The organism is Gordonia malaquae (assembly GCF_037148075.1).
In the GTDB taxonomy this organism is placed as follows: domain Bacteria; phylum Actinomycetota; class Actinomycetes; order Mycobacteriales; family Mycobacteriaceae; genus Gordonia; species Gordonia malaquae.
Window position 1 is genome coordinate 1 of sequence record NZ_JBBCUB010000007.1, and the last position, 23,209, is coordinate 23,209.

The window sequence follows — 23,209 nt, forward strand, 5'->3', positions numbered from 1 at the left end:
AATATTTGCCGCCGTTTCGGGCGAACTTTTCCAGTCTAGCCTCACCCCGCTCTGCAGTGCAAATCGGCGTATCGGCGGCAACCGGACCCACCAACACCACCACCAGAATCTTGCGACCCGGTGAAGAAGTTGAAGGGAGTTTGTCCTTCGAGGCCTGGCCGCTCGGACTCGATATAAGTTACGCATCGGCCCACAGAAAGCCAAATCGCCTGGTCAGAGCCTTGCGCTACCCGGAATGCCGATGACTGGACGACGTTTCGGGTGCGAATCGGCTGTTCGACGGCTTCGGACTCATGTCGTGCTCCAGTCCCGAGCCGATGGCCGGCGACGGCTTCTGTCCGGGTTTCACGACGACGAACTGGCCCATCATTCCTTGGTCCTCGTGGAACATCAGGTGGCAGTGGTACATGTACGGCCACCGGTTGGACGTGTAGTCGGTGAACCGGAGGGCGATGGTCGCGACGGCGCCGGGCGCCAGCAGGATCGTGTCCTTCCACCCGTCGATGAGCGGGGTGGTGCTTGTCTTGTCGAGCGACAGGACTCGGAACTGGGTGTCGTGGACGTGGAAGTTGTGAATCCAGTTGTCCTTGTTGGCGATGGTCCAGATCTCGTCGGTGTCCACGTCCACGGTGTCGGCGACTCGCGTGATGTCCATGAGGCGGTTGTTGATCTGGAACCACTCCATGTCGAAGGTTCGCTTCTTGGCGGTGGCGGCGGGACGGGCGGGAGCCCTGAGCGTCGGGTTGAGTCCGGTCGGCAACACGGGCGGCACGGCGGCTTCTGCGGGCGGCCCCACGATGGACAGCAGGTCGAACTCGTCCTTCAGTCCGAAGTCGGGGGCGTCATCGTCGTCTACTTCGAGGTTGTCGGCGAACCGGACTGCTTTCAACGTCACCTTCTCCTCGGGTTCCAGGTCGACGACGATCTCGGCACGTTCGCCCGGACTGAGGTAGACGCTTGTCGCGGTGACCGGTCGGTCGAGGAGTCCGCCGTCCGACCCGATGATCGTGAAATCACGTCGGTCGGAGAAGGCGAGGTTGAACAGTCGCATCGTCGAACCGTCGAGGATGCGGAATCGGACACGACGGGTGGTCGCGGTGAAGGTCGGTCCGCTGATTCCATTGACGACGGCGGTGTCGCCGATGAGTCCGACGTCTTCACGGTCTGTCTCGTCGAGCATGTGGTCGGAGGTGAAGCGCTTGTCCTGGACGATCAGTGGGATGTCGTCGATCCCGTAGCGGTTCGGGAGATCGAGCTGGTCGGACTGGTCGTCGTCGACGATGAGCAGCCCGGAGAGTCCGCGATAGGCGTGGCGGCTGGTGGTCCCGTGCGGGTGCGGGTGGTACCAAAGGGTCGCTGCCTGCTGTTTGATCGTGTATTCGGCGGTCCACGTGTCACCGGGCATGATCGGCTGGTGTGGTCCGCCGTCCATGTTCGCCGGCAGGTGCATGCCGTGCCAGTGCACCGTTGTCATCTCCGGAAGCGCGTTTCCGACCTTGACTCGAATGTCCTCACCACGGCGCACCCGGATCGTCGGACCGAGAATCGTTCCGTTGTAGCCCCAGGTGGGGGTGCTCGTTCCTGCGACGATCTCGCTGGTGCCCGGTTTCGCTTCGAGACGGAAGACCTTCGTCGTTCCTGATGCTGTCGGCTTCAGGACCGGCGGGATAGGCAATGGGCGGGGGCGACTGTCCGGCGGTCCGGAGCCGTCGGGTGCCGCGTCGTCTGACGAGCACGCCGCGACAACGGTCGCGGCGGCCACCACCCCTGCGCCTTTCAGCCACGTCCGACGACTGATCGATTCGGCTGCGTTCATGGCTTTCTCTCTCCTCGGGCCTGCCGATCAGCGCTTGCGTCGGCGCGGTGGCCGGCCGAGCACCGCCGACGGCTTCTGGCCTGGACGGACGACCACGAGCTGGCCTTCCATCCCCTTGTCTTGGTGGAACATCAGGTGGCAACCGAACTGGTATGGCCAGCGGGTCGACGTGTAGTCGGTGAAGCGCACCGCGAGTCGTGCGACCGCACCCGGTGGGAGGAGGACGGTGTCCTTCCACCCTGCGGTCGGCGGCTTCGGATGTGCCTTGTCGAGTGAGAGCACTCGGAACTGCGTTCCGTGGATGTGGAAGTTGTGAATCCAGGTGTCGGTGTTGCGCACCGTCCAGATCTCGGTCTTCCCGACGGGGACGACGGCGTCGACGCGTGCGGGATCGAACAGCTGGCCGTTGATCTGGAACCACTGGAGATCGAAGTACCGCTTGTGCGCGATTCCGGTGTTCGGCGAGTTGCGCAACGTCGGGTTGAGCCCGGTCGGCAACGCGCGTGGCTTCGGCGCCGTCGGTGCCGGGCCGATCACCGTCATCAGATCGAACTCGTCCTGCAGTCCGAAGTCGGGCGCGGCGTCGTCGACGCCGAGGTTTCCGGGGAACGCGACCGCGCGCAGTTGGACGGTCTCGCCTGGGCTGAGATCGACGACGATCTCGGTCCGTTCGCCCGGACTGATCCCGATGCTGGTCGCCGTCATCGGCTTGTCGAGGAGCCCGCCGTCGGTTCCGATGACGGTGAATCGCCGGTTGTCGGAGAACGCGAGGTTGTAGAGGCGTGCGGTCGAGGCGTCGACGACGCGGAATCGCACCCGGCGGGTGGTGGCGGTGAATGTCGGTTGGGTGATGCCGTTGACCGTCGGGGTGTCGCCGAGCAGTCCGACGTCGGCTCGGTCGGTCTCGTCGAGTGCTCCGGTGGAGGTGAAACGTTTGTCTTGCAGGATCAGCGGGATGTCGTCCATGCCGTACCGCCGCGGGAGGTCGTGACGCGACGTCGCCGCATCGTCGACGATCATCATCCCGGCAAGCCCGCGGGACGTCTGCAGACTGGTGCTCCCGTGCAGGTCGGGGTGATACCAGAGGGTCGCGGCCTGTTGGCGAACTCGGAAGCGTGAGGCGAATGCCCGGCCCGACTCGATCGGTTGATGCGGGCCGCCGTCCATGTCTGGAGGAACGTGCAGCCCATGCCAGTGGACCGTGGTGGTATCGGGTAGCGCGTTCCGGACATTGATCCGGACGTTGTCTCCGCGCGTGACGCGGATCGTCGGGCCGAGGTTCGCGCCGTTGTATCCCCAGGTCCCCGTGCGGGTGCCGGGAACGATCTCGCTGGTGCCCGTCCGCGCCTCCAGGCCGAAGACTTTGGTCTTGCCGACCTTGCGCGGTGCGAGCACGGGTGGGATCGGCAGCGGTCGAACGACGGCGGCCGCGGCTTCCGGTTCAGGTTCCGAACGCGATGTGCAGGCCACAGCACCGGCGCCGAGGACAGCGAGACCTACACCTTTGAGCAGTGTCCGCCGCGACACCGTTTCGTGGACGTCCACTCCGCTCCCGTTCGCCCTGTCCGTTGATCGGATGAGCTTATACGCAGGGCCGGGTCGGTGCGGAGATCAGTCGGGGACGTTCTCTCCGTATCCGAGCGCGCGCAGCGATGCGCGGATGCGTTCTGCGGCGTCGTCGAGTGATTCCGGCGACGGGTTCTGATCTGCCTGAGTGAGGTCGAACGACTCCAGCGAGTGCGCGGGGAACACGTGGATGTGCAGGTGCGGCACTTCGAGCCCGGCGATCAACAGGCCCATTCGCGGTGCGTCGAACGCGTCCTTGACGGCACGGCCGATCTTCTGCGAGACGTCGGACAGGTGAGTGAACGTCGGGGTGTCGATCTGCTCCCAGTGATCGATCTCCTTGCGCGGCACCACGAGCACGTGTCCGGGTGTCACCGGGTTGATGGTCAGGAACCCGACGCTCTGTCCGTCCTTCCAGACGAAACGTCCGGGCAGATCGCCGTTGATGATGTGCGTGAAAACCGAGGCCATGTCCGAACCTTACCGAGCCTGCACTCCGCGTGCGCGGGGCAGCGCGAACCAGAAGGTCGCGCCTTCCCCCGGAGTGGAACGAACGCCCACTCGGCCGTCGTGAGCGGCGATGAGCGCGGCCACGATCGATAGGCCGAGTCCGCTTCCGCTGTCCGAGACATTCCGGTGTCGGGACGGGTCGCCCCGGTAGAATCGTTCGAAGACGTGTGCCTGCTCGTCGGTGGTCAGGCCCGGGCCAGAATCGGCGACCTCGACGATCACCTCTTCACCGTGTATCCGCGCCGCCAGGGTGATCGGGCCGTCGGGTGCAGTGTGAGCGACTGCGTTGCCCAGCAGGTTGCCCAGCACCTGACGGAGTCGGAGTCGATCCCCGTTGACCTGCGCTGTCGGATCGAAACCGGCCAGGTCGAGGTCGATCTGACGGCCCGGTGCCGACGCCCGTGCTGCCTCGACGGAGTCGACGAGCAGGGGAAGCACCTCAACCGGGGCGTTCTCGACGGGCCGGTGTGCGTCCAGCCGTGCCAGCATGAGGAGGTCCTCGACAAGCATCGTCATCCGGTCGGCTTCGCCGGAGATCCGACGGACTGCGTCGGAGGAGTCGGTGACGGCGCCCAGCGCCATCAGATCGGCGAAACCCTTGATCGACGTCAACGGTGTGCGGAGTTCGTGAGACGCGTCGGCGATGAATCGCCGCATCTTCTCTTCGGAGGCTCGCGCCTGACGTTCAGACGCCGCAGTCGCGGCGAAGGCGTTCTGGATCTGCGCCAGCATCGCGTTGAGCGACTCGCCGAGACTCCCGACCTCGGTGTTCGCCGGTCGAGCCGGGACTCGTCGGTGAAGGTCGCCACCCGCGATGGCGTGGGCGGTCTCTTCGACGCGGCGCAACGGACGCAGACTGGACCGGACCAACAGGTAGCTGAGCGCCCCGATCAGGACGACCACGATGCAGCCGACACCGACCTGCAGCCAGATCAACCGCGTCATCGTCGCGTCGACGTCGGTCAACGGGATCGCCACCACCACCGTCGACCCGGCCGACACCCTCTTGACCACCCGCCAGTCCGGGCCCGCCCCAGACGACGACACGGTCACCGGCGACGTGCCCTCCGACGACGAGAGGCTCGACAGGTCTGGGCTGGAGCCGAAGTCGTTGAACGTGATCTCAAACCCGTCCGACGACGTCGCGGTCACGAAGTATTGCGACTTCGGGCGCCGCAGGCCAGGAGGACCCGGCATGTCACCGTCACGGACGTCCGGCGGTCGTGCCCACCCGTGGACGGCGTCGGTGAGCCCCTCATCGACGCGGGTGAGCAGATCGCTCCGCATCGCGGATGTCACCACCACTCCGGAGACTCCGAGGCCCGCCAGCACCAGGATGACGGTCAGGACGACAAGTGTCACCCGCAGCGGCATCGACCGCATGCGTTCGGACACCACGTTCATCGAGGCTCACGCATCACGTAGCCCACACCGCGCAGGGTGTGGATGAGCCGGACCGGGCCGGTGTCGATCTTGCGTCGCAGATATGACACGTACGACTCGACCACGTTCACGTCGCCGCCGAAGTCGTAGTTCCACACGTGATCGAGAATGCGTGGCTTCGACAGCACAGTTCCCGCGTTGACCATGAAGTACCGGAGCAGTGTGAACTCTGTCGGCGACAGCGAGACGAGTTCGCCGTCCTTGAGCACTTCGTGGGTCTCCTCATCGAGTTCCAGATCGGCGAACACGATGCGCGACGACGCCTGAGACTCCTGTCCGTGTCCGCTGCGGCGGAGCAGCACACCGAGCCGTGCGACGACCTCTTCCAGGCTGAACGGTTTGGTCACGTAGTCGTCCCCGCCGACGGTGAGTCCGTTGACCTTGTCTTCGACGGAGTCGCGCGCCGACAGGAACAGCGCGGGCGCGCCTATGCCGTCCGCGCGCAGTCGTCGCAGCAGTCCGAAGCCGTCCATGCCGGGCATCATCACGTCCAGGATCAGGACGTCGGGTTTGAAGGTGCGGGTGATGTCCAGGGCGCGCGGTCCGTCGGCGGCTGAGCGCACGTCCATGCCCTGGAACTTCAAGGACACCGACAACAGTTCCCGGATGTTCTCCTCGTCATCGACGACCAGAACTTTTGCGGGCACGGCTGGGGAACTCACGGTCATGTCACCATCGTGCACCGACCGCCTCCTCCCCCGCTGTCCGAACGCTGGGAGCTTCCTGTGAGCCGGCGTCCCCTGCCCGTTGAGCGCCTTTCGTCTCGCAAGCTCGCTCAAGACCCGCGAAGCGAGTCGAAGCGTCCGCACCCGACAACTGGGCGTTGCACCACATTCCTTTCAGCTCAATTGGCAAGTCCCCCTGCTCGTTGAGCGAGCACACGAACTCGGCGGTCGGTCGAGCTTGTGTACGCCGCAGAGTTCGAAACCATACAAGAGGCGTACGCGGCCGAACGCAAGGTTCACGGTTGGGGACGGGCGAAACGTCGTGCACTCATCGCGGGACGGTTTGAGCTACTCCACACACTGTCCAAACGCGGACTCCGTCCGCTGAGCGACCCTGTTCCCGACCTGGCCCGCGCCGACGACTGACGTGCTGGGGCGACACGACGCTTCGACTCGCTTCGCGGGTCTTGAGCGAGCTTGCGAGACGAAAGGCGCTCAACGAGCAAGGGCGCAGGGTCAGGACTTCATCATCGGGGAGGCGAAGAGGCCCTGGGTCAGGCGAACGTCGCCGAGCCACTCGGCGAGTTCGGCGGCCCGGGCGTCGAGCGCTCGGACACCGTCAGCGGGAACGTCCTCCAGGAGTTGGACGCGGACGCGGTTGTCCTCTTGCACCCAGCCTCCGACGATCCGGCCGTCCCACCATGCGGTCTGTCCACCGTTGCCATTCGTGTCGAACAGGTGCGGGACGTGCGCGGGATCGAGGTAGAACTCGCGGCCGCGCCACCCCATGGTCGCCGGGTCCAGGCCCGGCAGCAGCAGCGCCCGCGGCTCCACCTCGTCGACGGGGTCGAGGTCGTCGGCCATCAGGTAGCCGGTCTCGCCGGAGTCGAGGTCCACCTCGACCACGTCCAGGGCAGCGACCGCCTTCCGCACCGCGGTCTTCGTCGACCCGAGCCACCACACGAGGTCGGCCTCGGTTCCCGGACCGAACGAGCGGAGCCAGCGGGCCACAAGATCGCGGTGGCCATCCTCCGGGCTGACGGCCGCGAGAGGCTCACCCAACCACGACGACATCGACGTCCAGCCGGGCCGCGACACCGCCCACGTCGCGCGATTGGTCCCGCGGACCACGTCGCCCGCCGCTGCCAGGTGATTGAGCAGGCGCGGGAGCATCGGCGAGAGTCCGCCGTACGACTTCCCGGCGTCGCGCATGATCGAGATGTCGAAATCGGGCAGAGCTTTCCGCACCTCGGCGGCCACGAGTTCGGTTCCGTCGAGGAGATCGAGGACCGCCGACCGCGCTTGATCGATCCAGCCTTCGGGGTCGGCGGGTCCGTCGTCGCGACGCAGGTCACGGAGCATGTTGGTGCGTTCCGACGCCGCGACCCGGCTGCCGACCGCGCCCACCGCGTCGGCGAGGACCGGTCGGCTCATGACGAACAGTGTTCGCCGCATCGCGAGCTGTTTCACGACCGTTCGATCGTCGTAGAGCGCGGTGTCGACGTCGTTCGCGGTGATCTCGCCGTTACGCGCCCATGCCGACAGATGCACGGTGGACGCGGTGGTCGCGTGCAATCCGACAACCGCGTCGGCGATCTCGACAACCGGCGTGCCCACTGTCCCGTCGAGCAGATGTCTCCGCTGAAATCGAGCGCGGCGTGCGGTGTCGTCGACATGTGGTCGTGTCATCGAGCCACCGTAACGGCGTCGATCTCGATTCGTTGGCCCGGGTACGGCAGGACGGTGACCGCGACGATCACGGCCGGAGGAGTGTCCCCGGCGAACGCCTCTTCCACCGCGCCCCACACCGCGGCGACGTCCGCGCGGTCGGCCGTCTCGACATAGACGGTCAGTTTGGCGATGTCGTCGACAGTGCTCCCCTGCTCCGCGAGAAGTGTGGCCAGCAGTTGGACGACGTGCGAGGTCTGGGCGATCGGGTCGCCGGGCGCCACGACTGCCCCGTGCTCGTCCAGTGGCGATACGCCTGCTGTGAACAGTTGTTCGCCGCGAACGCGCGAACCGTAGGCGAACCCTCCGTCGAACAACGCGTCGGACCCGAATCGACTGATCGTCATTGGAAGCTGAGGACCTCGTCGCCCCAGGCGCGGAGCATCGCGTCGTCGAGACCGACTGCGGCGGAATCGACCGCACCGATCCGCAGCGAGGCGTGATCGTCGACGGTGTAGGGGTCCCATTGTGCGTTGCCGGGGATGTCGTCGCCGATGTTCGGGTCGGCTGAGGTTGCGAACGCCAGCCATCGACGCTGGACGCGGGCGGTCACCTCGTCGCCAGTCGGTCGGCCGCCCAATCGGTACATCGGATCGCGTTTGGTGGACGCCGGATTGCCCCACACGTACGGCAGTTCAGTGGCGTGAGCAGCGCCGAAACCGATGAACCGCAGCAGCGGCGTCGCCCAGTCGAAGCGGTATAGGTGCACCGACGCTTGCGAGTTGTGCGCTTCGGCGATCCACAACGCGGGCATGCGGAACCCTATGTCGCGGGAGATCGCCATGCTGCGCACCCGAGCCTTCACGTGCTGATACGACTCGTCGAGCTGTTCCGGCTCAGGCAACGGGAGATGCGGCTGCTCGGTGCCGATGAGGGTGAACATCGCGTCGACATGCTCCGACTTCACTGGCATGAGGGGCGACGACATCCACTTGAACAGCGACGTCTCGTGCCGATTCGTGCCGATCATCAGCGGCACCGGCAGTGCGCGCCCGGACTCGTACACACGGAGCGGGTCATCCGGGATCAGGTCGCCGTCGACGATCGGCGTGTGCGCGATGGTGCCGGGATGCTCCCGAGGCACCGACAGGAACATCTGCTGCGACGCCGCCACAAGAGCGTCGACAGGGATGTCTCGAAGCAGATCCGGGCTCACTCGTTCGGCCGGCATGAGGTCGAGCATCGCCTGCGCGTAGCGAGCCGCGCGGTCGGGGCCGTACACCGACGTCGCCGGGGAACTCTGTGCGATGGCCCGATGCACGAGTCCCTCCGCGCTCGGCATGGTCAGAAGCGTCGTGACGACTCCGCCTCCTGCCGACTCCCCGAAGACAGTCACGTTCCCGGGGTCGCCGCCGAAGGCGCTGATGTTCAGGTTCACCCAGCGCAGCGCGGCCAGCACATCGGACATCCCGCAGTTCGCGTCGAACGTCCGGTCGGCGTCCGACCACGACGAGAAGTCGACGAACCCGAACGCGCCGAGTCGGTAGTTGATCGTCACGACGATCACCGGGGTGCCTGTCTCGACACCCGTGCCGATCAGCGACGTCGCGTCGTACAGGGGTTGTGAACCCGAACCGCACAGGTAGGCGCCGCCGTGAATCCACACCAGCACCGGGAGCCGGGTGTCGCTGCGCGACGCGCCGCGCGGGGTGGACACATTGAGGTAGAGGCAGTCCTCCTCCTGCCGGGTGCCGTCGCCGAGTTCGATCACCGGCATCACCGGCTGCGGGCACACCGGTCCAAAAGTGTCTGCCGGGACCACGTCGGTGTGCGGTGTCGGATCGACCGCGTGCCGCCACCGCAGGTCGCCTACCGGCGGCTGGGCGTAGGCGATGCCTCTCCACACGTCCAGCGTTTCGGTCGCCACACCACGCAGCGGACCATAGTGAGTGTCGACGACCAGATCATCTTGAATCACGTGCCCCATTCTGCCGTGGGGAGTGCCGATGTCGCAGTGTGAGCCGTACCCTTGCGGGCATGAGCATCCCGCTGTTCTTCCGCGAAGAGTCGTTCCTGCAGCCGATGGAGGTGACGCTTCCCGACGACATCCGCGTTGTCACTCAGAAGTTCTACGACGTCCGGATGGAAGACATCCGGGACATCTTCGACGAGTCGTTCCAGACTCTCGCAGGCTGCGGACCGATCGGTCCCGGCTACGGCCTGTACGAGGGTGATCCCCACGACGTCTTCGACATCACCCTCGGCTTCCCCGTCGCCGCCCCGACCGACGTCGAAGGCGTCGACAACGGCGTGTTCCCGTCCGGCCGCGCCCTCATCATGAGCCATGTCGGCGCGTACGAGGGCATCAGTTCAGCGTGGGAGTCGCTCTTCGAGGTTCACGAGGTGAACGGCGGTGGCGATCCTCGCGGCGTCATCGAGATCTACGTCAACGACCCGTCGGTGACCGAACCCGAAGACCTCCGCACCGATCTGATCATCCTGTACTGACGCATCGCGGTTGCACCGCCGCTTCAGACGAGGTCGAGGCGTTTGGCCATGTCGGAGACGAACACTCCGGTCGGGTCGATGCGTCGGCGCACCGCGATCCATTCGTCGATCCGCGGATACATGGAGTGGAATGTGTCAGGCGAGGTGACGGAGTCTTTCGCAGAGTAGAGCCGTCCACCGAAGTCGATCACCCGACGGTCTAGTTCGGAGATCAGCCTGTCCAGGCCGCGTTTGATCGCGAAGTCGAACGTGACGGTCATGCCTGGCGTCGGGAACGACAGCGGCGCGCGGTTGCCTTCGCCGAACATCTTGAGCACGTTGACGAAGCTGGCGTGACCGGAGGCCCGCACCTCGGACAGAAGCGGGATGAACGCGTCGAGGTTCTCCGGCGGGATCACGAACTGGTACTGCAGAAAGCCGGTGCCGCCGTAGAAGCGGTTCCACTCCCCCATGATGTCGAGGGGATGCAGGAAGCCGGTGATGTTGTGAACCTTCCCTGCATACGTGCCGCCCGCCTGGAAGTAGGCGCGGCTCATCAGCCCGAATGACAGCCGGTTGCCCAGACCGCTCGGGAACACGTCGGGCACGGTGAAGTATTGCGGTGCGTCGAACCGCAACGGGTCGCGTCGGAGTTTCGCCGGCAGTTCGTCGACGGCGGCTAGACGTCCTCGAGTGAAGTAGCCGCGGCCCAGCGCCGGTTCTTTCGTCACCGCGTCGAACCAGCCCGCGCTGTACTCGGCGGAGTCGCTCCAGCCGGTGCGGTGCAGGTCGACGGTCTCGTGGGCGTCGTGGGTGACGACGCCGTCGGCGAGGAAGTACGCGGTCTCGGTCCGCTGGAGTCGGAGACGGGCACGCAGCACGATGCCGGTGAGACCGAGTCCTGCGACGGTCGTCCAGTACAGGGATCCATCCGGATCGTCCGATGTTCCGTCAGGTGCGAGCGTCAAGACTCGGCCGTCCGCGACCAGCAGATCGAGGTCCGCGACCTGGTCGCCGAAACTTCCGCTGCTGTGATGGCTCTTGCCGTGGATGTCGTGGGCGATCGCACCGCCGACCGTGACCTGCCGAGTCCCGGGCAGCACGGGCAGCCACAGGCCGAGCGGGACCAGCGTCCGCAGCAGAGCATCGAGGCTGACACCCGCGTCGACATCGGCGATCAGAGCGTCTCCGTCGATCCGATGAATCCGGTTCACGGCAGTCATGTCGACGGTGAGTCCGGCGCGGTTCTGCGCCGATTCGTTGTACGAACGGCCGAGCCCTCGTGCGATGACACCGTTCCGGAGGTACCCCGGCGAATCGGCGTTCGCGTCTGCCACCTTCGCGACAGCGCGGGCGATCGTCTCGACATCCGGTGTCGCCAGAACGGCGGCTCTGGTCTTGTTGGTTCGCGACCAGCCATTGAGGGTCTTGGTCGACACCACGTCGTATGCAGTCGTAGTCACGTCGGCGAACGTACCGCCGCGCCCTGAGAGGCTCCTGCGAGTTCCCCAAGGAATAACGAGCGACGGCGATGCGCTTGCAGAGGGAGTGAGTGCACCCACGCAGGCCAACAACGCCGAGAACGTCGACCGGGCCCTCGCCGCCCTCGAATGGACCCTTCAAGAGTCACGCCGCGAGCAGTTGTCAGCGGGTGAGCATCGGCTCTACGGCGGTCCGACCGCCGGGTTCCGGTATCTGGTGGACGGCTCCCTCGAAATCGACGACTGTGGAACGACGCGACTGATCGCGGCAGGCGACGTCATCTTGTGGCCGCACGGATCGTGCGGCCGCCTCCGCGCGCTCACCGATGTCGACATGGTGAGCGTCGTGTTCGCGCCGACGCCCGCGCCGAGCAGGTGGCTGCACACCCTCCCCACTGCCGTGGTGATCGGCGGATTCCGAGCCGCCGAGCCCGCCGTTGCCGGTCTCATCGACACCATCGGCACCGGCCCCGGGGCGACGAGGCCCGGCGACGTCGTGATCTGCAACAGAATCACCTCCACCATCGTGTCGGTTGTCATGCGGACGTGGCTGGAACGCGGCTGCGCTCCGGACCTGTGGGCCGACCGGCTGGCAGAGCCGGACCTGTCGCGAGTCATCGATGCGCTGCACGCCGAACCCGGCCGAGCGTGGACGGTGGACGAGTTGGCGAGAGCAGCGACCATGTCCCGCTCGGCGTTCGCCGAACGCTTCCGAGAACTGACCGGGCGATCACCGGCGTCGTATCTGGCCGGTGTTCGGATGGCGGAGGCCATGCGCCTGCTCAACGACGGCGAGCCGGTGGCGGCGACCGCACACCGGCTCGGCTACGAATCCGAAGCAGGCTTCAGCCGCGCGTTCCGCCGACACACTGGACATCCTCCGGCTCGATGGCGACGGGATCGGCAGGCGCAGCCGTCGGCGAGCTGACGTCGCCGCGCGCCGAGCCGAACAAGACTCCGCCGACGACCGCGGAGGCGACCGCGATCCAGAGCGCAGCGGTGATCCCGACGGTGTCCGACAACGCTCCTCCGACAGCGGCGCCGATGGTGATCGCGATCTGGAAGCCTGCCACCAACAGGCCTCCGCCCGCCTCCATCCGGTCGGGGGCCTGACGGCCGATCCAGGTCGAGACCACCATCAGCCACGATCCGAACCCGAAGCCCCACACGGCGACTGCTGCGACCACCAGCGGGACGTTGTCGGGTGCCGCGGCGACCACCGCGATGCTCGACGCGATCAGCGCAGGCACTCCGTACCTGGCGATGTCGAGGTGGCGGTCGACGACCATGCCGACCGCGAAGTTGCCTGCGAGCCCGCCGACACCGAACACGACGAGGATCGCCGCGATCGTCGTTGCATCCAGATCCGGATTCCGTTCGAGTGCCACTCGAATGTAGGTGAACGCCGCGAAGTGTCCGAACACTGTCAGGACGTGCCCGGTGAGGCCCAGTGACAGGCCCGGCACCCGGAGAGTCTCGGTGAGCGAGCTGACGCGTGCAGCTGCAGACGGCTCGACGAACGGGAGCACTCGCCAGAGTGCGACGGCCACTACGGCAGACAGGACGGCGGCGCCCGCGAACACTGCGCGCCAGTCGAACACCTCCCCCAGGTAGGTGCCGAGCGGGACTCCGGCGACTGTTGCGACGGTCGTGCCGGTGTTGACGAGCATCATGGCGCGGCCGAGGTGTGCGGGTTGCGCGAGGCGCGAGGCCACGGCGATCGACATCGCCCAGAAACCGCCGATCGACGCACCGAGCAGCAGTCGGGCCACCAGCAGCATCCACATGCTTCCGGATACCGCGACCAGCACATTCGACACCGCCGCCACGCTCGTCAGACCCACGAGCAGAAGCCTGCGGTCCAGCCTCGGAAAGAGGATGCCGATCGTCGGCGCCGTCAAGAAACCGACGAATGCGGTGACGGTGACGGCCTGCCCGGCGTTGCCTTCTGACACCCCCAACGATTCGGCCATGGCGGGCAGCAGACTGGGCGGAAGGAATTCGGCGACGACGAGGACGAAACTGGTCGCCATCATCACGACGATCGAGGCCCACTGGGTGGCCGTCGACGACGGTGCGGTGCGTTGTGTCATGTCTTCGATCCTCCGGCTCGGACAGCGCCGCCACTTGATCGAAACTCCACAGGATCGGACCGAACGTCCACGGATCTCCGGTGGCAGAATTGTCACGCATGGGGCGGCCGCAGCGATACACGAAGAGGGCCGGGCGAGAAGTGTCTTCTCGCACCGACCCTCTGGTGGAGCCCCCTGTCGGGATTGAACCGACGACCTTCGCTTTACAAGAGCGGTGCTCTACCACTGAGCTAAGGAGGCGTGCGGTGAAGAAGTATATCCGCCGCCCGTAGCTCACCCACCACCAGCACCACGATCGCACGACGAGGAGGCATCACACCGTGCGCGCGTTCTTCCGCCGGGGACTCGAGAAGGTCCTAGGAAATGCCCAGGCGACGATCGACACGATCGAGCCGGGCAGCATCGTCGTTGCACCTCGCAAACCGATCGCGCTCGACGACGAAGCCGCGATCACCGAGGTCCTGGACCTGGCGGCGAAGATCGGCGCAGTCCTCCTCGACTCCGGCACCGGCGCCATCGACACTCGCAAACAGATCGAGTTCGTCGCGGGCATCTACGGCTTGGAGGACGTCGACATCGACGTCACGTTCAACACGATCGTCGTGTGTGCACGACGTGGTTACTCACTTCCCCCGGTGATGGCGATGCGGACCGTCCACTATCGATCGCTGGACTTCACTCGTCTCGCACACGTCGATCGGCTGGTGCGACGCATCCGCCAGCTGGCGATCACCCCGACGACGGCGCACCGGATCGTCGACGAGATCATCGCCGCAAACCACCCGTATCCGTACTGGGTGGCGACGCTCGGGTGGGGCGCGATGGCGGCGGGCATCTCGATCCTGCTGGGCGGCACGTTCTTCGTCGGATTCACCGCATTCATCACCACGCTGGTGATCGTCTCGCTGAACCGCAGACTGGCGCGGATCGGCACCCCCGTGTTCTTCCAACAGTTCGCGGGCGGCTTCATCGCAGTGATGCCTGCGGCGACCCTTTTCCATTGGCGCGAGCAGATCGGCATCGACTTTCTGCCGTCGCAGATCATCGCGGCCGGCATCGTGGTTCTGCTGTCCGGCTTGTCCCTGGTCGGTTCGGTGCAGGACGCGATCACCGGCGCCCCGATCACCGGCACCGCCCGGTTCTCCGAAGTGGTCCTGCAGACCGGCGGCATCCTCGCCGGAGTCGCCCTGGCCCTGCGCGTCACCGAATGGTTCGGCGTGACGCTGCCCGGCCTGGGAACCCAGTTGCCGTTCGGCACCGCCGACACACTCGCTCGAATCACCGGTGCCGCGATCGCGGCCGGGGCGTTCGCGCTCGGAAGTTACGCCGAGCGTCGCGCGATCCCGGTGGCGTTCGGTGCGGGCATCGTCGCGTCGGGCGTATCGCTGGGCTTGGCGCTCACTCAGGCCGGATCGATCGTCGCCGCGGCCGCCGCGGCCGTCGTCGTCGGACTCGTCGGTGGTCTGGCAGCTCGTCGCGCATTGACGCCGCCGCTGGTCATCGCCGTCGCGGGCATCACACCGCTGCTGCCCGGCCTCTCGATCTACCGCGGTCTCTACGGAATCATGAGCGGGCAGTCGCTCGAAGGATTCGGCCAGGTCGCCGCCGCACTGACGACCGGTTGTGCACTCGCCGCGGGCGTCACGCTCGGCGAGTTCCTCGCGCGTTCGCTGCGTCGACCGAGCATTCCCGCAGTCCTCGTCCGGATCCCCGTCCGCCCGGAGAACTTCCCCCGCCGAAAGCCGCGACGAGAAAACCCTTGACCCTCACGCGGCGTGAGGCACCACGATCTTCAGGAGTGACGATGACACGAAGCGACACGTGGACCGTGGGTCGACTGGCAGAGCATTTCGGGGTGACGGTGCGAACACTGCACCACTACGACGAGATCGGGCTGTTGTCCCCGACCGAGCGATCAACGGCCGGGTACCGGCTGTACACGCAGGCTGACCTGCTCCGCCTGCAGCAGATCGTGGTGTATCGCCGGCTCGAGATGTCTCTCGACGACATCGCCGACCTGCTCGACGGGGCCGACGACGCTGTCGATCATCTCCGCCGACAACGTGAAGTCGTCACAGCCAGGCTCGACGAACTCAGTGAGCTCGTGAGCGCGATAGACGACGCATTGGAGCGTGAGATGACGAACCGACCCGCCACAGACGCGGAATTGAAGGAACTGTTCGGAGACGGGTTCTCTGACGAATACCAGGCAGAGGCCGAGGAACGGTGGGGCCAGACGGACGCGTGGACGCAGTCCGCGGCCCGAACGTCGACCTACACGAAAGCCGACTGGGCGGACGTCAAGGCCGAGCAGGATGCGGTGAACGCCGAGTTCGTCGACGCCATGACATCCGGCGAGCCGGCCGACGGAGAGCGAGCCCGCGCGGCTGCCGAACGCGCTCGCCTGCAGATCAACGACCGCTTCTACGACTGCGACCACGAGTTCCATCGCTGCCTCGGCGAGATGTACATCGCAGACGAACGGTTCGCGGCAACGTACAACGCTCTCGAACCCGGTCTCGCGCAGTACGTCCGGGATGCGATCGTCGCCAACTCGGACGTCCACCGGGGTCACGCGTAGAATCACCTGCATGCCTGCCAAGACAGAAGACATCGCAGAAGACGATCTGACTCCGGTCGCCGACGAGACGGCGATCTCGGCCCGCCGCGTGGTCGCCACATATGCCGCGGACGCCGACGAATGCCGGATGCTCCTGTCCATGCTGGGCCTCGCCACCGACGAGTCCGCCTGATCGTCGATGACCGACACGGGTGCTGAATTCGTCGTCGTAGCCAACCGGCTCCCCGTCGACAAGCGTGTTCAACCCGACGGGACGGTCACGTGGAAGCGTGCACCGGGAGGTCTCGTCACGGCTCTCACCCCGACTCTCGCGACCCGCGAGGCCGCGTGGGTCGGGTGGAGCGGCGCAGCTGCCTCGACTTCGCTCGACGAGCAGGGGGCTCCGCTCGACGAGCAACCGCGGGTGGACGGGATCGACATTCATTCGGTGCCGTTGAGCAGCGGCGAGATCGCCGACTACTACGAGGGCTTCGCGAACTCGACCCTCTGGCCGCTGTATCACGACCTGCTGGTGGAGCCGGTGTTCCGGCACGACTGGTGGGACACCTATGTGACGGTGAACCGGCGGTTCGCCGAGGCGACTGCCGCGTCCGCTGCGCAGGGCGCCACCGTCTGGGTGCACGACTACCAGCTCCAACTCGTACCCGCGATGCTGCGGGAACTGCGTCCGGACGTGCGGATCGGGTTCTTCCTCCATATCCCGTTCCCCTCGTACGAACTGTTCACCCGGCTCCCGTGGCGCCGCGAACTGCTCGAAGGGCTGCTCGGCGCCGACCTCGTCGGGTTCCATCTGCCGGGCGGCGCGGAGAACTTCCTGACCCTCGTCCGCCGGGTCCTCGACCTGGACACCTCCCGCGACCCCGTCGGCGTCCGCGACGGACTCGGAAGCATCACCACCGGCACGCGCACCGTGCGGGTGGGGTCGTTCCCGATCTCCATCAACGCTGCCGATGTCGCCGACCAGGCGTCGGAGACGCTCGACCGTGCGGCACAGATCCGCGCCGAGCTCGGCGATCCGAGAACGATCCTTCTCGGCGTCGACCGCCTCGACTACACCAAGGGCATCGACGTCCGGCTGAAAGGCCTCGAAGGACTCTTCGCCGCGGGCCGTCTCGACCCGGCGGAGACCGTGTTCGTGCAGCTCGCCAGCCCGAGCCGGGAACAGGTCGACAGCTACATCGCCGTCCGCAATCGCATCGAGCGGAGCGTCTCCCACATCAACGGCACGTACGGGACCACCACGTCGCCGCCGGTCCGCTACCTGCTGCAGCCGGTCCCCCGCGACGAGCTTCTCGCGTACTTCATGGCGGCGGACGTCGTCCTCGTGACACCGCTCCGAGACGGTATGAACCTCGTGGCGAAGGAGTACGCAGCATGTCGTGCCGACCACGGCGGCGCGCTGGTGCTCAGCGAGTTCACCGGAGCGGCCGCAGAGTTGGGTGAGGCCGCCTACCTTCTCAATCCTTACGACGACCAGAACGTGATGGACGTGATCGAAGCAGCCGTCACCGACGACCCGACAGCGAAACGGACACGGATGGCCGCTCTGCACCAGCAGGTGCGCGACTTCGACGTCGACCTGTGGGCCAACAGCTTCTTGCAGTCCCTCGCGGGTGCGAGTGCGGCGAATGAGGAGATCGCGTGAGGATCGACGGCCCCCTCGGTCATGCGATCGCCGAGTTCGCCCACCTCGACCGGGTGTTGCTCGCCTCGGACTACGACGGGTGTGTCGCACCGATCGTCTCCCGTCCGGAAGACGCCAAGCCCAATCCGAGGTCGGTCGCCGCGCTCGCCGCAGCCGCCGCACTGCCCGGCATGGATGTCGCGCTGGTGTCCGGACGAGCTCGCGCCGACCTGGCCGCGCTGTCTGGGCTCGGAGATCCGGTGGTCCTGGTGGGGAGCCATGGCGCCGAGTTCGACACCGGCTTCGCCGACCCCGTCACCGCCGAGAAACGCGCGCTGCTCGATCGAGTGATCACCGAGTTCGAGGCTCTCGCCGCCCGTTTCCCCGGAACATCCGTCGAGATCAAACCGGCAAGCACCACCCTGCACGTCCGAAACGCTTCACCAGAGGATGCAGACGCGGCACTCGCACTCGCCGCCGAAGGTCCCGCGTCGTGGGAAGGCGTGCACGTGACATACGGCAAGGCGGTCATCGAACTGGCGGTGATCGAGACCAGCAAGGGTCACGCGCTTGATCGTCTCCGCGACATCGGCCATGCACAGGCTGTGCTCTACATTGGCGACGACATCACCGACGAGAAGGCGTTCGCGCGTCTCAACCTGCCCGGCGACGTGAGCGTGAAGGTCGGCGACGGCGCAACGTCGGCGCGGTACCGCATCGACGGCCCGGACGATGTCGCGGACGTTCTCGAAGCGGTTGTCGCTAGCCGGTCTTGATGTTGCGTCGAGCGCTCGCCTGATCGCGCGGCTTGAGGACGATCTGGTCCAGGTTCACGTGCGGCGGGCGTGACGCGACGAACGAGATCACCTCGGCCACATCGTCGGCCACCAGCGGCTCGAGCCCGGAGTAGACGGCGTCGGCCTTGTCTGCGTCGCCGTCGAACCGGACCAGGGAGAACTCCGTCTCGACCATTCCAGGGGCGATCTCGGTGAGGCGGATCGGCTTGCCCAACAATTCGAGGCGGAGGGTGCGATGGATCATCGCCTGCCCGTGCTTGGCCGAGGTGTAGCCGGCGCCGTTGTCGTACGGCTCGATCGCAGCGAGCGAGGTGATCGTCACGATGAGCCCGTCGCCGGACGCCTCCAGCGCAGGTAGAAGGGCCTTCGTGACGCGCAGGGTGCCGACGACGTTCGTCTCCCACATCCACCGCCAGTCGTCCAGGTCGGCGTCGGCGACCGTCGCGAGGCCCTTCGCGCCGCCTGCATTGTTGACGAGGACGTCCACGCGGTCGAGACCTGCGACGAACCTGTCGACCGACTCGGGGTCGGTCACGTCCAACTGCCGCGCGCGTCCGCCGATCTCCGCGGCGAGCGCTTCGAGTCGATCGACCCGGCGAGCACCGAGGACCACGTCGTAGCCGTCGCCGGCCAGTGCACGGGCGGTCGCGGCTCCGATCCCCGAGCTCGCTCCGGTGACGACGGCGACTCGGCGGGACGTGTCAGATGCGGCGGTGCTCATGCAGCCATAGTAGAGCCGGGTCGACTGCTAGCTTTGACGCCATGAGCTCAGGCGGCGTCGTCCCTGCACGACTACGAGTCGGGACCGGACCGGCAGCGGCGGTTCTCCACGCCGTCCGTGCCGGAGGCCCGGTCACTCGCGATCAGATCGTGACCGCAGTCGATTTGTCTGCGGCGACAGTGAACCGTCAGGTCAACGCGTTGCTCGAAGCCAAACTGATCACGGAGCGGCCCGACCTCGTCGACACCGGAGCCATCGGCAGGCCGAAGATTCCGTTGACCCTCGACCGGGACCACTACTGCGTGGCAGGCATGCACGTCGGCGCGCTGCGCACCGCCCTGGTGGTGGCCGACCTCCGCGGTCGCACGCTGTACTCACACGCCATCCGCACCCAGGAGTTCGCAGGAATCGACGCGTCCGACGCGGTGCGTCGCCTGTGCGGGCTGCTGCGTGAGCTAGCCGACCGGTTCTCCGGCCGTCGTGTGCTGTGGGGCGGTGCAGCGATCGGTGGCGCGGTCGACGCCGACACCGGCATCGTCGACCATCCGATCCTGAACTGGCATCGCCAGCCGCTCGGCCCGGAGCTGACGGCGGCGCTCGGTGTCCCGGTGTCGGTGTCCGAGCACGTGCAGGCTATGGCCGCAGCCGACCTGATCCTGTCGGGGTCGATGGACCACGGGCAGTCGGGCCTGTTCTTCTACGCCCGCGAAACCGTGGGCATGGCGATGACGTTCGCGGGCGAAGTCCACCAACCGATGCACGGCGCCGGAACCATCGCCGGGCTGCCCGTGGCGCCCGGAATCCTGTCGACCGAGCCGATCGCCCCTCTGCAGTCGGTGATCGGAACCGAGGCGACCGCGTCTGTAGCGGCACGCCTCGGCGTGCAACCGGACGCCAGTGTGATCGCCGATCACCAGGCTCGGGTGCTCGGCGAAGCGGTGGCCGCCATGCGCGATGTGATCAATCCCGATGAGATCATCGTCGCCGGCGACGCGTTCGCGACCCACCCGCAGGGGCTCGCGCCGGTTCAGGCGGCGTTCGACGCCGCAACCCGGATCGACCGACCCTTGCAGATCAACCCGACGTGCTTCGGGATCGGTGTCCCGGAGGCCGCCGCGATCGCCGTCGCGCTGTCGGCGGTGTACGTCGACCCGCTCGCGGTCGTCTAGAGCGGGAATCCCTCGAGGACCGCGCGCGATCCCGACAACCCCAGACGGCTCGCGCCCGCGGCGATCAGTTCAGCCGCGAACTCGGCGGTACGGATGCCGCCACTCGCCTTGACCCCGACATGGGGGCCGACCGCTGCACGCATCACCTCGACCGCGCGGACGCTCGCACCGCCGGCCGGGTGGAATCCCGTCGACGTCTTCACGAAATCGGCGCCCGCCTGCACTGCCTTCTGACTGACCTGCGTCAACCCGTCCTCACCGATGGTCCCCAGCAGGACCGCCGACTCGACGATCACCTTCAGCAGGACATCGGATCCGATGCCCTGCCGGACAGTCATCACGTCGGCGAACACTTCGTCGTAGTGACCGCCGACGGCGGCGCCCACGTCGATCACCATGTCGATCTCGCGAGCTCCCGACTCCACAGCGAACCGCGCCTCAGCGGCCTTCACGAGGGAATGATGTTTACCCGACGGGAAGCCTGCGACGACGCAGCTGCGCACGGCGCCTGTGTCGATCGGCAGCATCGACGGCGACAGGCAGACCGCATGAACGCCCAGGTCGACGGCTTCGGCGACCGCCGCTTCGGCATCGGCCCGTGTCGCTTCCGGCTTGAGGAGAGTGTGGTCGACGAGGGCCGCGACGGCGGCTCGGTTCAGGTTGCTGTTCGTCACAGGTTCGAGCTTGGCACACTTAGACCCGTGACCACCGCACAGCGCCCCGCAAGCGACGACGCACGACGTCTCGTTCTCACCCTCGGATGCCCCGACACCACCGGCATCGTCGCCGCCATCTCCGGCTTCATCTCCGATATCGGAGGATGGATCACGGAGGCGTCGTACCACTCGGACGAGTCGACAGGATGGTTCTTCACACGTCAGGCTGTCCGCATCGACTCCGCGGAGATCAACGTCGACGACGTTCGTGCGCGATTCGCTCGAATCGCAGCAGACATGGGCCCCGAGACCGAGTGGACGCTCACCGACACGTCGGTCGAGAAGACCGCGGTGCTCCTGGTCAGCAAGGACAGTCACTGCCTCACCGATCTGCTCTCCCGCGCCGAGCGCGGCGAGTTCCCGGCGACGATCGCTGCCGTCATCGGCAACCATCGCGACCTCGAGGAACTCACAACACGTTTCGGCGTCCCGTTCCACCACGTCCCGTTCCCCAAGGACGGAAAGACCGAGGCGTTCGCCGAGGTGCGGCGCATCGTCGACGGCTACCGGCCCGACGCCATCGTGCTGGCGCGCTTCATGCAGATCCTGCCCGCCGACCTCTGCGAGGCCTGGGCCGGACGTGCGATCAACATCCACCACAGCTTCCTGCCGAGCTTCGTCGGCGCCCGGCCCTACCACCAGGCCTTCGACCGTGGTGTGAAGCTCATCGGCGCCACCTGCCACTATGTGACGGCCGATCTGGACGCCGGTCCGATCATCGAGCAGGACGTCAGCCGCATCAACCACGACTACACGACGGCCGACATGGTCCGCCAGGGCCGCGACATCGAGACCCTCGTCCTGTCTCGCGGAGTCCGCTGGCATCTGGAGGACCGCGTCCTGGTCTACGGCCGAAAGACCGTCGTCTTCACGTAAGACCTTCACCTCAGACGCATCACCACAGGTCGATCTGTGGATGACGCACGCGTTGTCCACAGATGTCGACTTCTCGTGATGAACCCGAAGCGACCCAGAAGATGTCGGCGATCCTTGCGGCATGAATCCGATACGCACCGGGGTGTACTCCGCGCAGGACCTGATCAGGCGGTTGGGCCGTGCGGGTTTCGCCGAGTGCATCAAGAACGGCATCGCGCGGAAGATTCGCCGTGGTTGGTATGCAATCGGCGACCCGCCCCAGGATCTGGTGACCGCTGTTCACCGGGGCGGAGTTCTGAGTTGTGTGTCGGCGCTGGAGAAGCACGGCGTGTGGGTACCCGAGCAGCCCGATGTCCACATCCGAACCATCGGCCGTGCGGCCCGCGTCCCGGACAGCAGGTTCTGTGAGCGGTTCGGTCGAGACGACCCGGCCTGTACCGCGATAGACGACATCCCGACAGCACTGCAATATGCGGCGCGTTGCCTGGATCGCGGAGAGTTCGTCGCAGTATGCGACTCCGTGATGAATCTCGGGTTCATGACCGGCGAGCAGATCGACTACCAGTTCCGCAACGCACCGAAGCGTATTCTCGCCCTGCTCGACCGATGCGACGGTAGGGCGATGTCCGGCCCCGAGTCGATGATCCGCTTCTTTCTCGAGGGCAAGCATGTCAAGGTCCGCATCCAGGTGCAGATCGACACTGTCGGTCAGGTCGACCTCTTGGTGGGAAAACACTTGATCATCGAGACCGACGGCCGGGAGTTCCACCTCGAACGCTTCGATGAAGATCGCGCCCGCGACGTGGCCGCGTCTGCGCTCGGCTACACAACGCTGCGCTTCAGCCGGGATCAAGTTCTGTACGAGTGGGAGTACGTGACGACCTCGATCATGGAGGCGGTCGCAGCCGGAGTCCATCAGCGGCCGTCACGTCGTGTGAAATGTGCACGTGAGCGCTCCTACACCGATCTATAAGGGGTAGTACGTCCGCTCACGTG

At 66.4% G+C, this 23,209-nt stretch carries 22 protein-coding genes and 1 tRNA gene; 10 read left to right on the top strand and 13 right to left on the bottom strand.

Annotation, left to right across the window (positions count from 1 at the left end; genetic code table 11):
- Positions 1-226: 226 nt before the first annotated feature.
- The 8 genes from WFK36_RS20025 to WFK36_RS20060 form a co-directional block, all read right to left on the bottom strand.
- The gene (locus WFK36_RS20025) at positions 227-1,816 is read right to left on the bottom strand and encodes a multicopper oxidase family protein (RefSeq protein WP_336793800.1); all 1,590 of its coding nucleotides are present in this window, start codon (positions 1,814-1,816) and stop codon (positions 227-229) included.
- A 27-nt stretch (positions 1,817-1,843) separates the two neighbouring features.
- Positions 1,844-3,361 carry a multicopper oxidase family protein gene (locus tag WFK36_RS20030; RefSeq protein WP_336793801.1) on the bottom strand — a complete coding sequence of 506 codons (1,518 nt, stop codon included), beginning with the start codon at positions 3,359-3,361 and terminating at the stop codon, positions 1,844-1,846.
- 66 nt (positions 3,362-3,427) lie between these two features.
- A complete protein-coding gene (locus WFK36_RS20035; protein WP_008380588.1) occupies positions 3,428-3,853 on the bottom strand; it encodes an HIT family protein in 426 nt (141 codons plus the stop codon).
- Between the two features lie 9 nt (positions 3,854-3,862).
- Positions 3,863-5,296 carry a sensor histidine kinase gene (locus tag WFK36_RS20040; protein WP_336793803.1) on the bottom strand — a complete coding sequence of 478 codons (1,434 nt, stop codon included), beginning with the start codon at positions 5,294-5,296 and terminating at the stop codon, positions 3,863-3,865.
- Complete coding sequence (locus tag WFK36_RS20045) at positions 5,293-6,003, bottom strand: response regulator transcription factor (RefSeq protein ID WP_040520415.1); 711 nt, start codon at positions 6,001-6,003, stop codon at positions 5,293-5,295. Before WFK36_RS20045 ends, WFK36_RS20040 begins: the two co-directional genes overlap by 4 nt.
- A 513-nt stretch (positions 6,004-6,516) precedes the next feature.
- Positions 6,517-7,689, bottom strand: a complete 1,173-nt coding sequence (locus WFK36_RS20050) for a winged helix DNA-binding domain-containing protein (RefSeq protein WP_336793804.1) — start codon at positions 7,687-7,689, stop codon at positions 6,517-6,519.
- Positions 7,686-8,075, bottom strand: coding sequence for a RidA family protein (locus tag WFK36_RS20055; RefSeq protein WP_336793805.1), 390 nt, complete (start codon positions 8,073-8,075; stop codon positions 7,686-7,688). Before WFK36_RS20055 ends, WFK36_RS20050 begins: the two co-directional genes overlap by 4 nt.
- Positions 8,072-9,655: a carboxylesterase/lipase family protein gene (locus WFK36_RS20060; RefSeq protein WP_419717518.1), complete on the bottom strand. Its 1,584-nt coding sequence runs from the start codon at positions 9,653-9,655 to the stop codon at positions 8,072-8,074. Before WFK36_RS20060 ends, WFK36_RS20055 begins: the two co-directional genes overlap by 4 nt.
- A gap of 50 nt (positions 9,656-9,705) precedes the next feature.
- Between WFK36_RS20060 and WFK36_RS20065 the strand changes: the two genes are divergently transcribed.
- Positions 9,706-10,176, top strand: a complete 471-nt coding sequence (locus WFK36_RS20065) for a GyrI-like domain-containing protein (protein ID WP_008380578.1) — start codon at positions 9,706-9,708, stop codon at positions 10,174-10,176.
- 23 nt (positions 10,177-10,199) lie between these two features.
- On the opposite strand, the gene WFK36_RS20070 is transcribed toward WFK36_RS20065, so the two are convergent.
- Entirely contained in the window at positions 10,200-11,618 is a 1,419-nt protein-coding gene (locus WFK36_RS20070) for a decaprenylphosphoryl-beta-D-ribose oxidase (RefSeq protein WP_336793808.1), read from the bottom strand.
- 85 nt (positions 11,619-11,703) lie between these two features.
- Here WFK36_RS20070 and WFK36_RS20075 point away from each other — a divergent pair, with 85 nt between their 5' ends.
- Positions 11,704-12,564, top strand: coding sequence for a helix-turn-helix domain-containing protein (locus tag WFK36_RS20075; RefSeq protein WP_336793810.1), 861 nt, complete (start codon positions 11,704-11,706; stop codon positions 12,562-12,564).
- On the opposite strand, the gene WFK36_RS20080 is transcribed toward WFK36_RS20075, so the two are convergent.
- Both WFK36_RS20080 and WFK36_RS20085 read right to left on the bottom strand, forming a co-directional pair.
- Complete coding sequence (locus WFK36_RS20080; RefSeq protein WP_336793811.1) at positions 12,482-13,729, bottom strand: MFS transporter; 1,248 nt, start codon at positions 13,727-13,729, stop codon at positions 12,482-12,484. The two genes, WFK36_RS20075 and WFK36_RS20080, sit on opposite strands and share 83 nt — an antisense overlap.
- A gap of 165 nt (positions 13,730-13,894) precedes the next feature.
- A tRNA-Thr gene (locus tag WFK36_RS20085) sits at positions 13,895-13,969 on the bottom strand.
- 80 nt (positions 13,970-14,049) lie between these two features.
- Between WFK36_RS20085 and WFK36_RS20090 the strand changes: the two genes are divergently transcribed.
- The 5 genes from WFK36_RS20090 to otsB are packed head-to-tail and all read left to right on the top strand — an operon-like array spanning position 14,050 to position 18,710.
- Complete coding sequence (locus WFK36_RS20090) at positions 14,050-15,492, top strand: threonine/serine exporter family protein (RefSeq protein WP_008380569.1); 1,443 nt, start codon at positions 14,050-14,052, stop codon at positions 15,490-15,492.
- Positions 15,493-15,533: 41 nt separating this feature from the next.
- A complete protein-coding gene (locus tag WFK36_RS20095) occupies positions 15,534-16,310 on the top strand; it encodes a MerR family transcriptional regulator (RefSeq protein ID WP_336793813.1) in 777 nt (258 codons plus the stop codon).
- Positions 16,311-16,320: 10 nt separating this feature from the next.
- Positions 16,321-16,482: a hypothetical protein gene (locus tag WFK36_RS20100; RefSeq protein WP_008380565.1), complete on the top strand. Its 162-nt coding sequence runs from the start codon at positions 16,321-16,323 to the stop codon at positions 16,480-16,482.
- A gap of 6 nt (positions 16,483-16,488) precedes the next feature.
- Entirely contained in the window at positions 16,489-17,955 is a 1,467-nt protein-coding gene (locus WFK36_RS20105) for an alpha,alpha-trehalose-phosphate synthase (UDP-forming) (protein WP_336793815.1), read from the top strand.
- The gene (otsB, locus tag WFK36_RS20110; protein ID WP_336793816.1) at positions 17,952-18,710 is read left to right on the top strand and encodes a trehalose-phosphatase; all 759 of its coding nucleotides are present in this window, start codon (positions 17,952-17,954) and stop codon (positions 18,708-18,710) included. Before WFK36_RS20105 ends, otsB begins: the two co-directional genes overlap by 4 nt.
- Here otsB and WFK36_RS20115 read toward each other — a convergent pair.
- Positions 18,697-19,452 (bottom strand): SDR family NAD(P)-dependent oxidoreductase, encoded by a 756-nt coding sequence (locus tag WFK36_RS20115; RefSeq protein ID WP_336793817.1) that lies wholly within the window; start codon positions 19,450-19,452, stop codon positions 18,697-18,699. The genes otsB and WFK36_RS20115 overlap by 14 nt on opposite strands.
- A gap of 41 nt (positions 19,453-19,493) precedes the next feature.
- Here WFK36_RS20115 and WFK36_RS20120 point away from each other — a divergent pair, with 41 nt between their 5' ends.
- On the top strand, positions 19,494-20,621 hold the full coding sequence (locus WFK36_RS20120) for an ROK family transcriptional regulator (protein WP_008380557.1): 1,128 nt from the start codon (positions 19,494-19,496) through the stop codon (positions 20,619-20,621).
- Here the strand turns inward: WFK36_RS20120 and deoC are convergent.
- Positions 20,618-21,295 (bottom strand): deoxyribose-phosphate aldolase, encoded by a 678-nt coding sequence (gene deoC / locus WFK36_RS20125; RefSeq protein WP_336793819.1) that lies wholly within the window; start codon positions 21,293-21,295, stop codon positions 20,618-20,620. The two genes, WFK36_RS20120 and deoC, sit on opposite strands and share 4 nt — an antisense overlap.
- Before the next feature lie 27 nt (positions 21,296-21,322).
- Here deoC and purU point away from each other — a divergent pair, with 27 nt between their 5' ends.
- Both purU and WFK36_RS20135 read left to right on the top strand, forming a co-directional pair.
- Positions 21,323-22,213, top strand: coding sequence for a formyltetrahydrofolate deformylase (purU, locus tag WFK36_RS20130; protein ID WP_336793821.1), 891 nt, complete (start codon positions 21,323-21,325; stop codon positions 22,211-22,213).
- A gap of 121 nt (positions 22,214-22,334) precedes the next feature.
- A complete protein-coding gene (locus WFK36_RS20135; RefSeq protein WP_336793823.1) occupies positions 22,335-23,186 on the top strand; it encodes a DUF559 domain-containing protein in 852 nt (283 codons plus the stop codon).
- The last annotated feature ends 23 nt before the right edge of the window (positions 23,187-23,209 follow it).

What these genes read in the sequence shown, in the direction of transcription:
- WFK36_RS20025 (WP_336793800.1), bottom strand. Translation starts at nt 1,816, where the DNA reads ATGAACGCAGCCGAATCGATCAGTCGTCGGACGTGGCTGAAAGGCGCA.
- WFK36_RS20035 (WP_008380588.1), bottom strand. Translation starts at nt 3,853, where the DNA reads ATGGCCTCGGTTTTCACGCACATCATCAACGGCGATCTGCCCGGACGT.
- WFK36_RS20040 (WP_336793803.1), bottom strand. Translation starts at nt 5,296, where the DNA reads ATGAACGTGGTGTCCGAACGCATGCGGTCGATGCCGCTGCGGGTGACA.
- WFK36_RS20045 (WP_040520415.1), bottom strand. Translation starts at nt 6,003, where the DNA reads ATGACCGTGAGTTCCCCAGCCGTGCCCGCAAAAGTTCTGGTCGTCGAT.
- WFK36_RS20050 (WP_336793804.1), bottom strand. Translation starts at nt 7,689, where the DNA reads ATGACACGACCACATGTCGACGACACCGCACGCCGCGCTCGATTTCAG.
- WFK36_RS20055 (WP_336793805.1), bottom strand. Translation starts at nt 8,075, where the DNA reads ATGACGATCAGTCGATTCGGGTCCGACGCGTTGTTCGACGGAGGGTTC.
- WFK36_RS20060 (WP_419717518.1), bottom strand. Translation starts at nt 9,655, where the DNA reads ATGGGGCACGTGATTCAAGATGATCTGGTCGTCGACACTCACTATGGT.
- WFK36_RS20065 (WP_008380578.1), top strand. Translation starts at nt 9,706, where the DNA reads ATGAGCATCCCGCTGTTCTTCCGCGAAGAGTCGTTCCTGCAGCCGATG.
- WFK36_RS20080 (WP_336793811.1), bottom strand. Translation starts at nt 13,729, where the DNA reads ATGACACAACGCACCGCACCGTCGTCGACGGCCACCCAGTGGGCCTCG.
- WFK36_RS20095 (WP_336793813.1), top strand. Translation starts at nt 15,534, where the DNA reads ATGACACGAAGCGACACGTGGACCGTGGGTCGACTGGCAGAGCATTTC.
- WFK36_RS20100 (WP_008380565.1), top strand. Translation starts at nt 16,321, where the DNA reads ATGCCTGCCAAGACAGAAGACATCGCAGAAGACGATCTGACTCCGGTC.
- WFK36_RS20105 (WP_336793815.1), top strand. Translation starts at nt 16,489, where the DNA reads ATGACCGACACGGGTGCTGAATTCGTCGTCGTAGCCAACCGGCTCCCC.
- WFK36_RS20115 (WP_336793817.1), bottom strand. Translation starts at nt 19,452, where the DNA reads ATGAGCACCGCCGCATCTGACACGTCCCGCCGAGTCGCCGTCGTCACC.
- WFK36_RS20120 (WP_008380557.1), top strand. Translation starts at nt 19,494, where the DNA reads ATGAGCTCAGGCGGCGTCGTCCCTGCACGACTACGAGTCGGGACCGGA.
- WFK36_RS20135 (WP_336793823.1), top strand. Translation starts at nt 22,335, where the DNA reads ATGAATCCGATACGCACCGGGGTGTACTCCGCGCAGGACCTGATCAGG.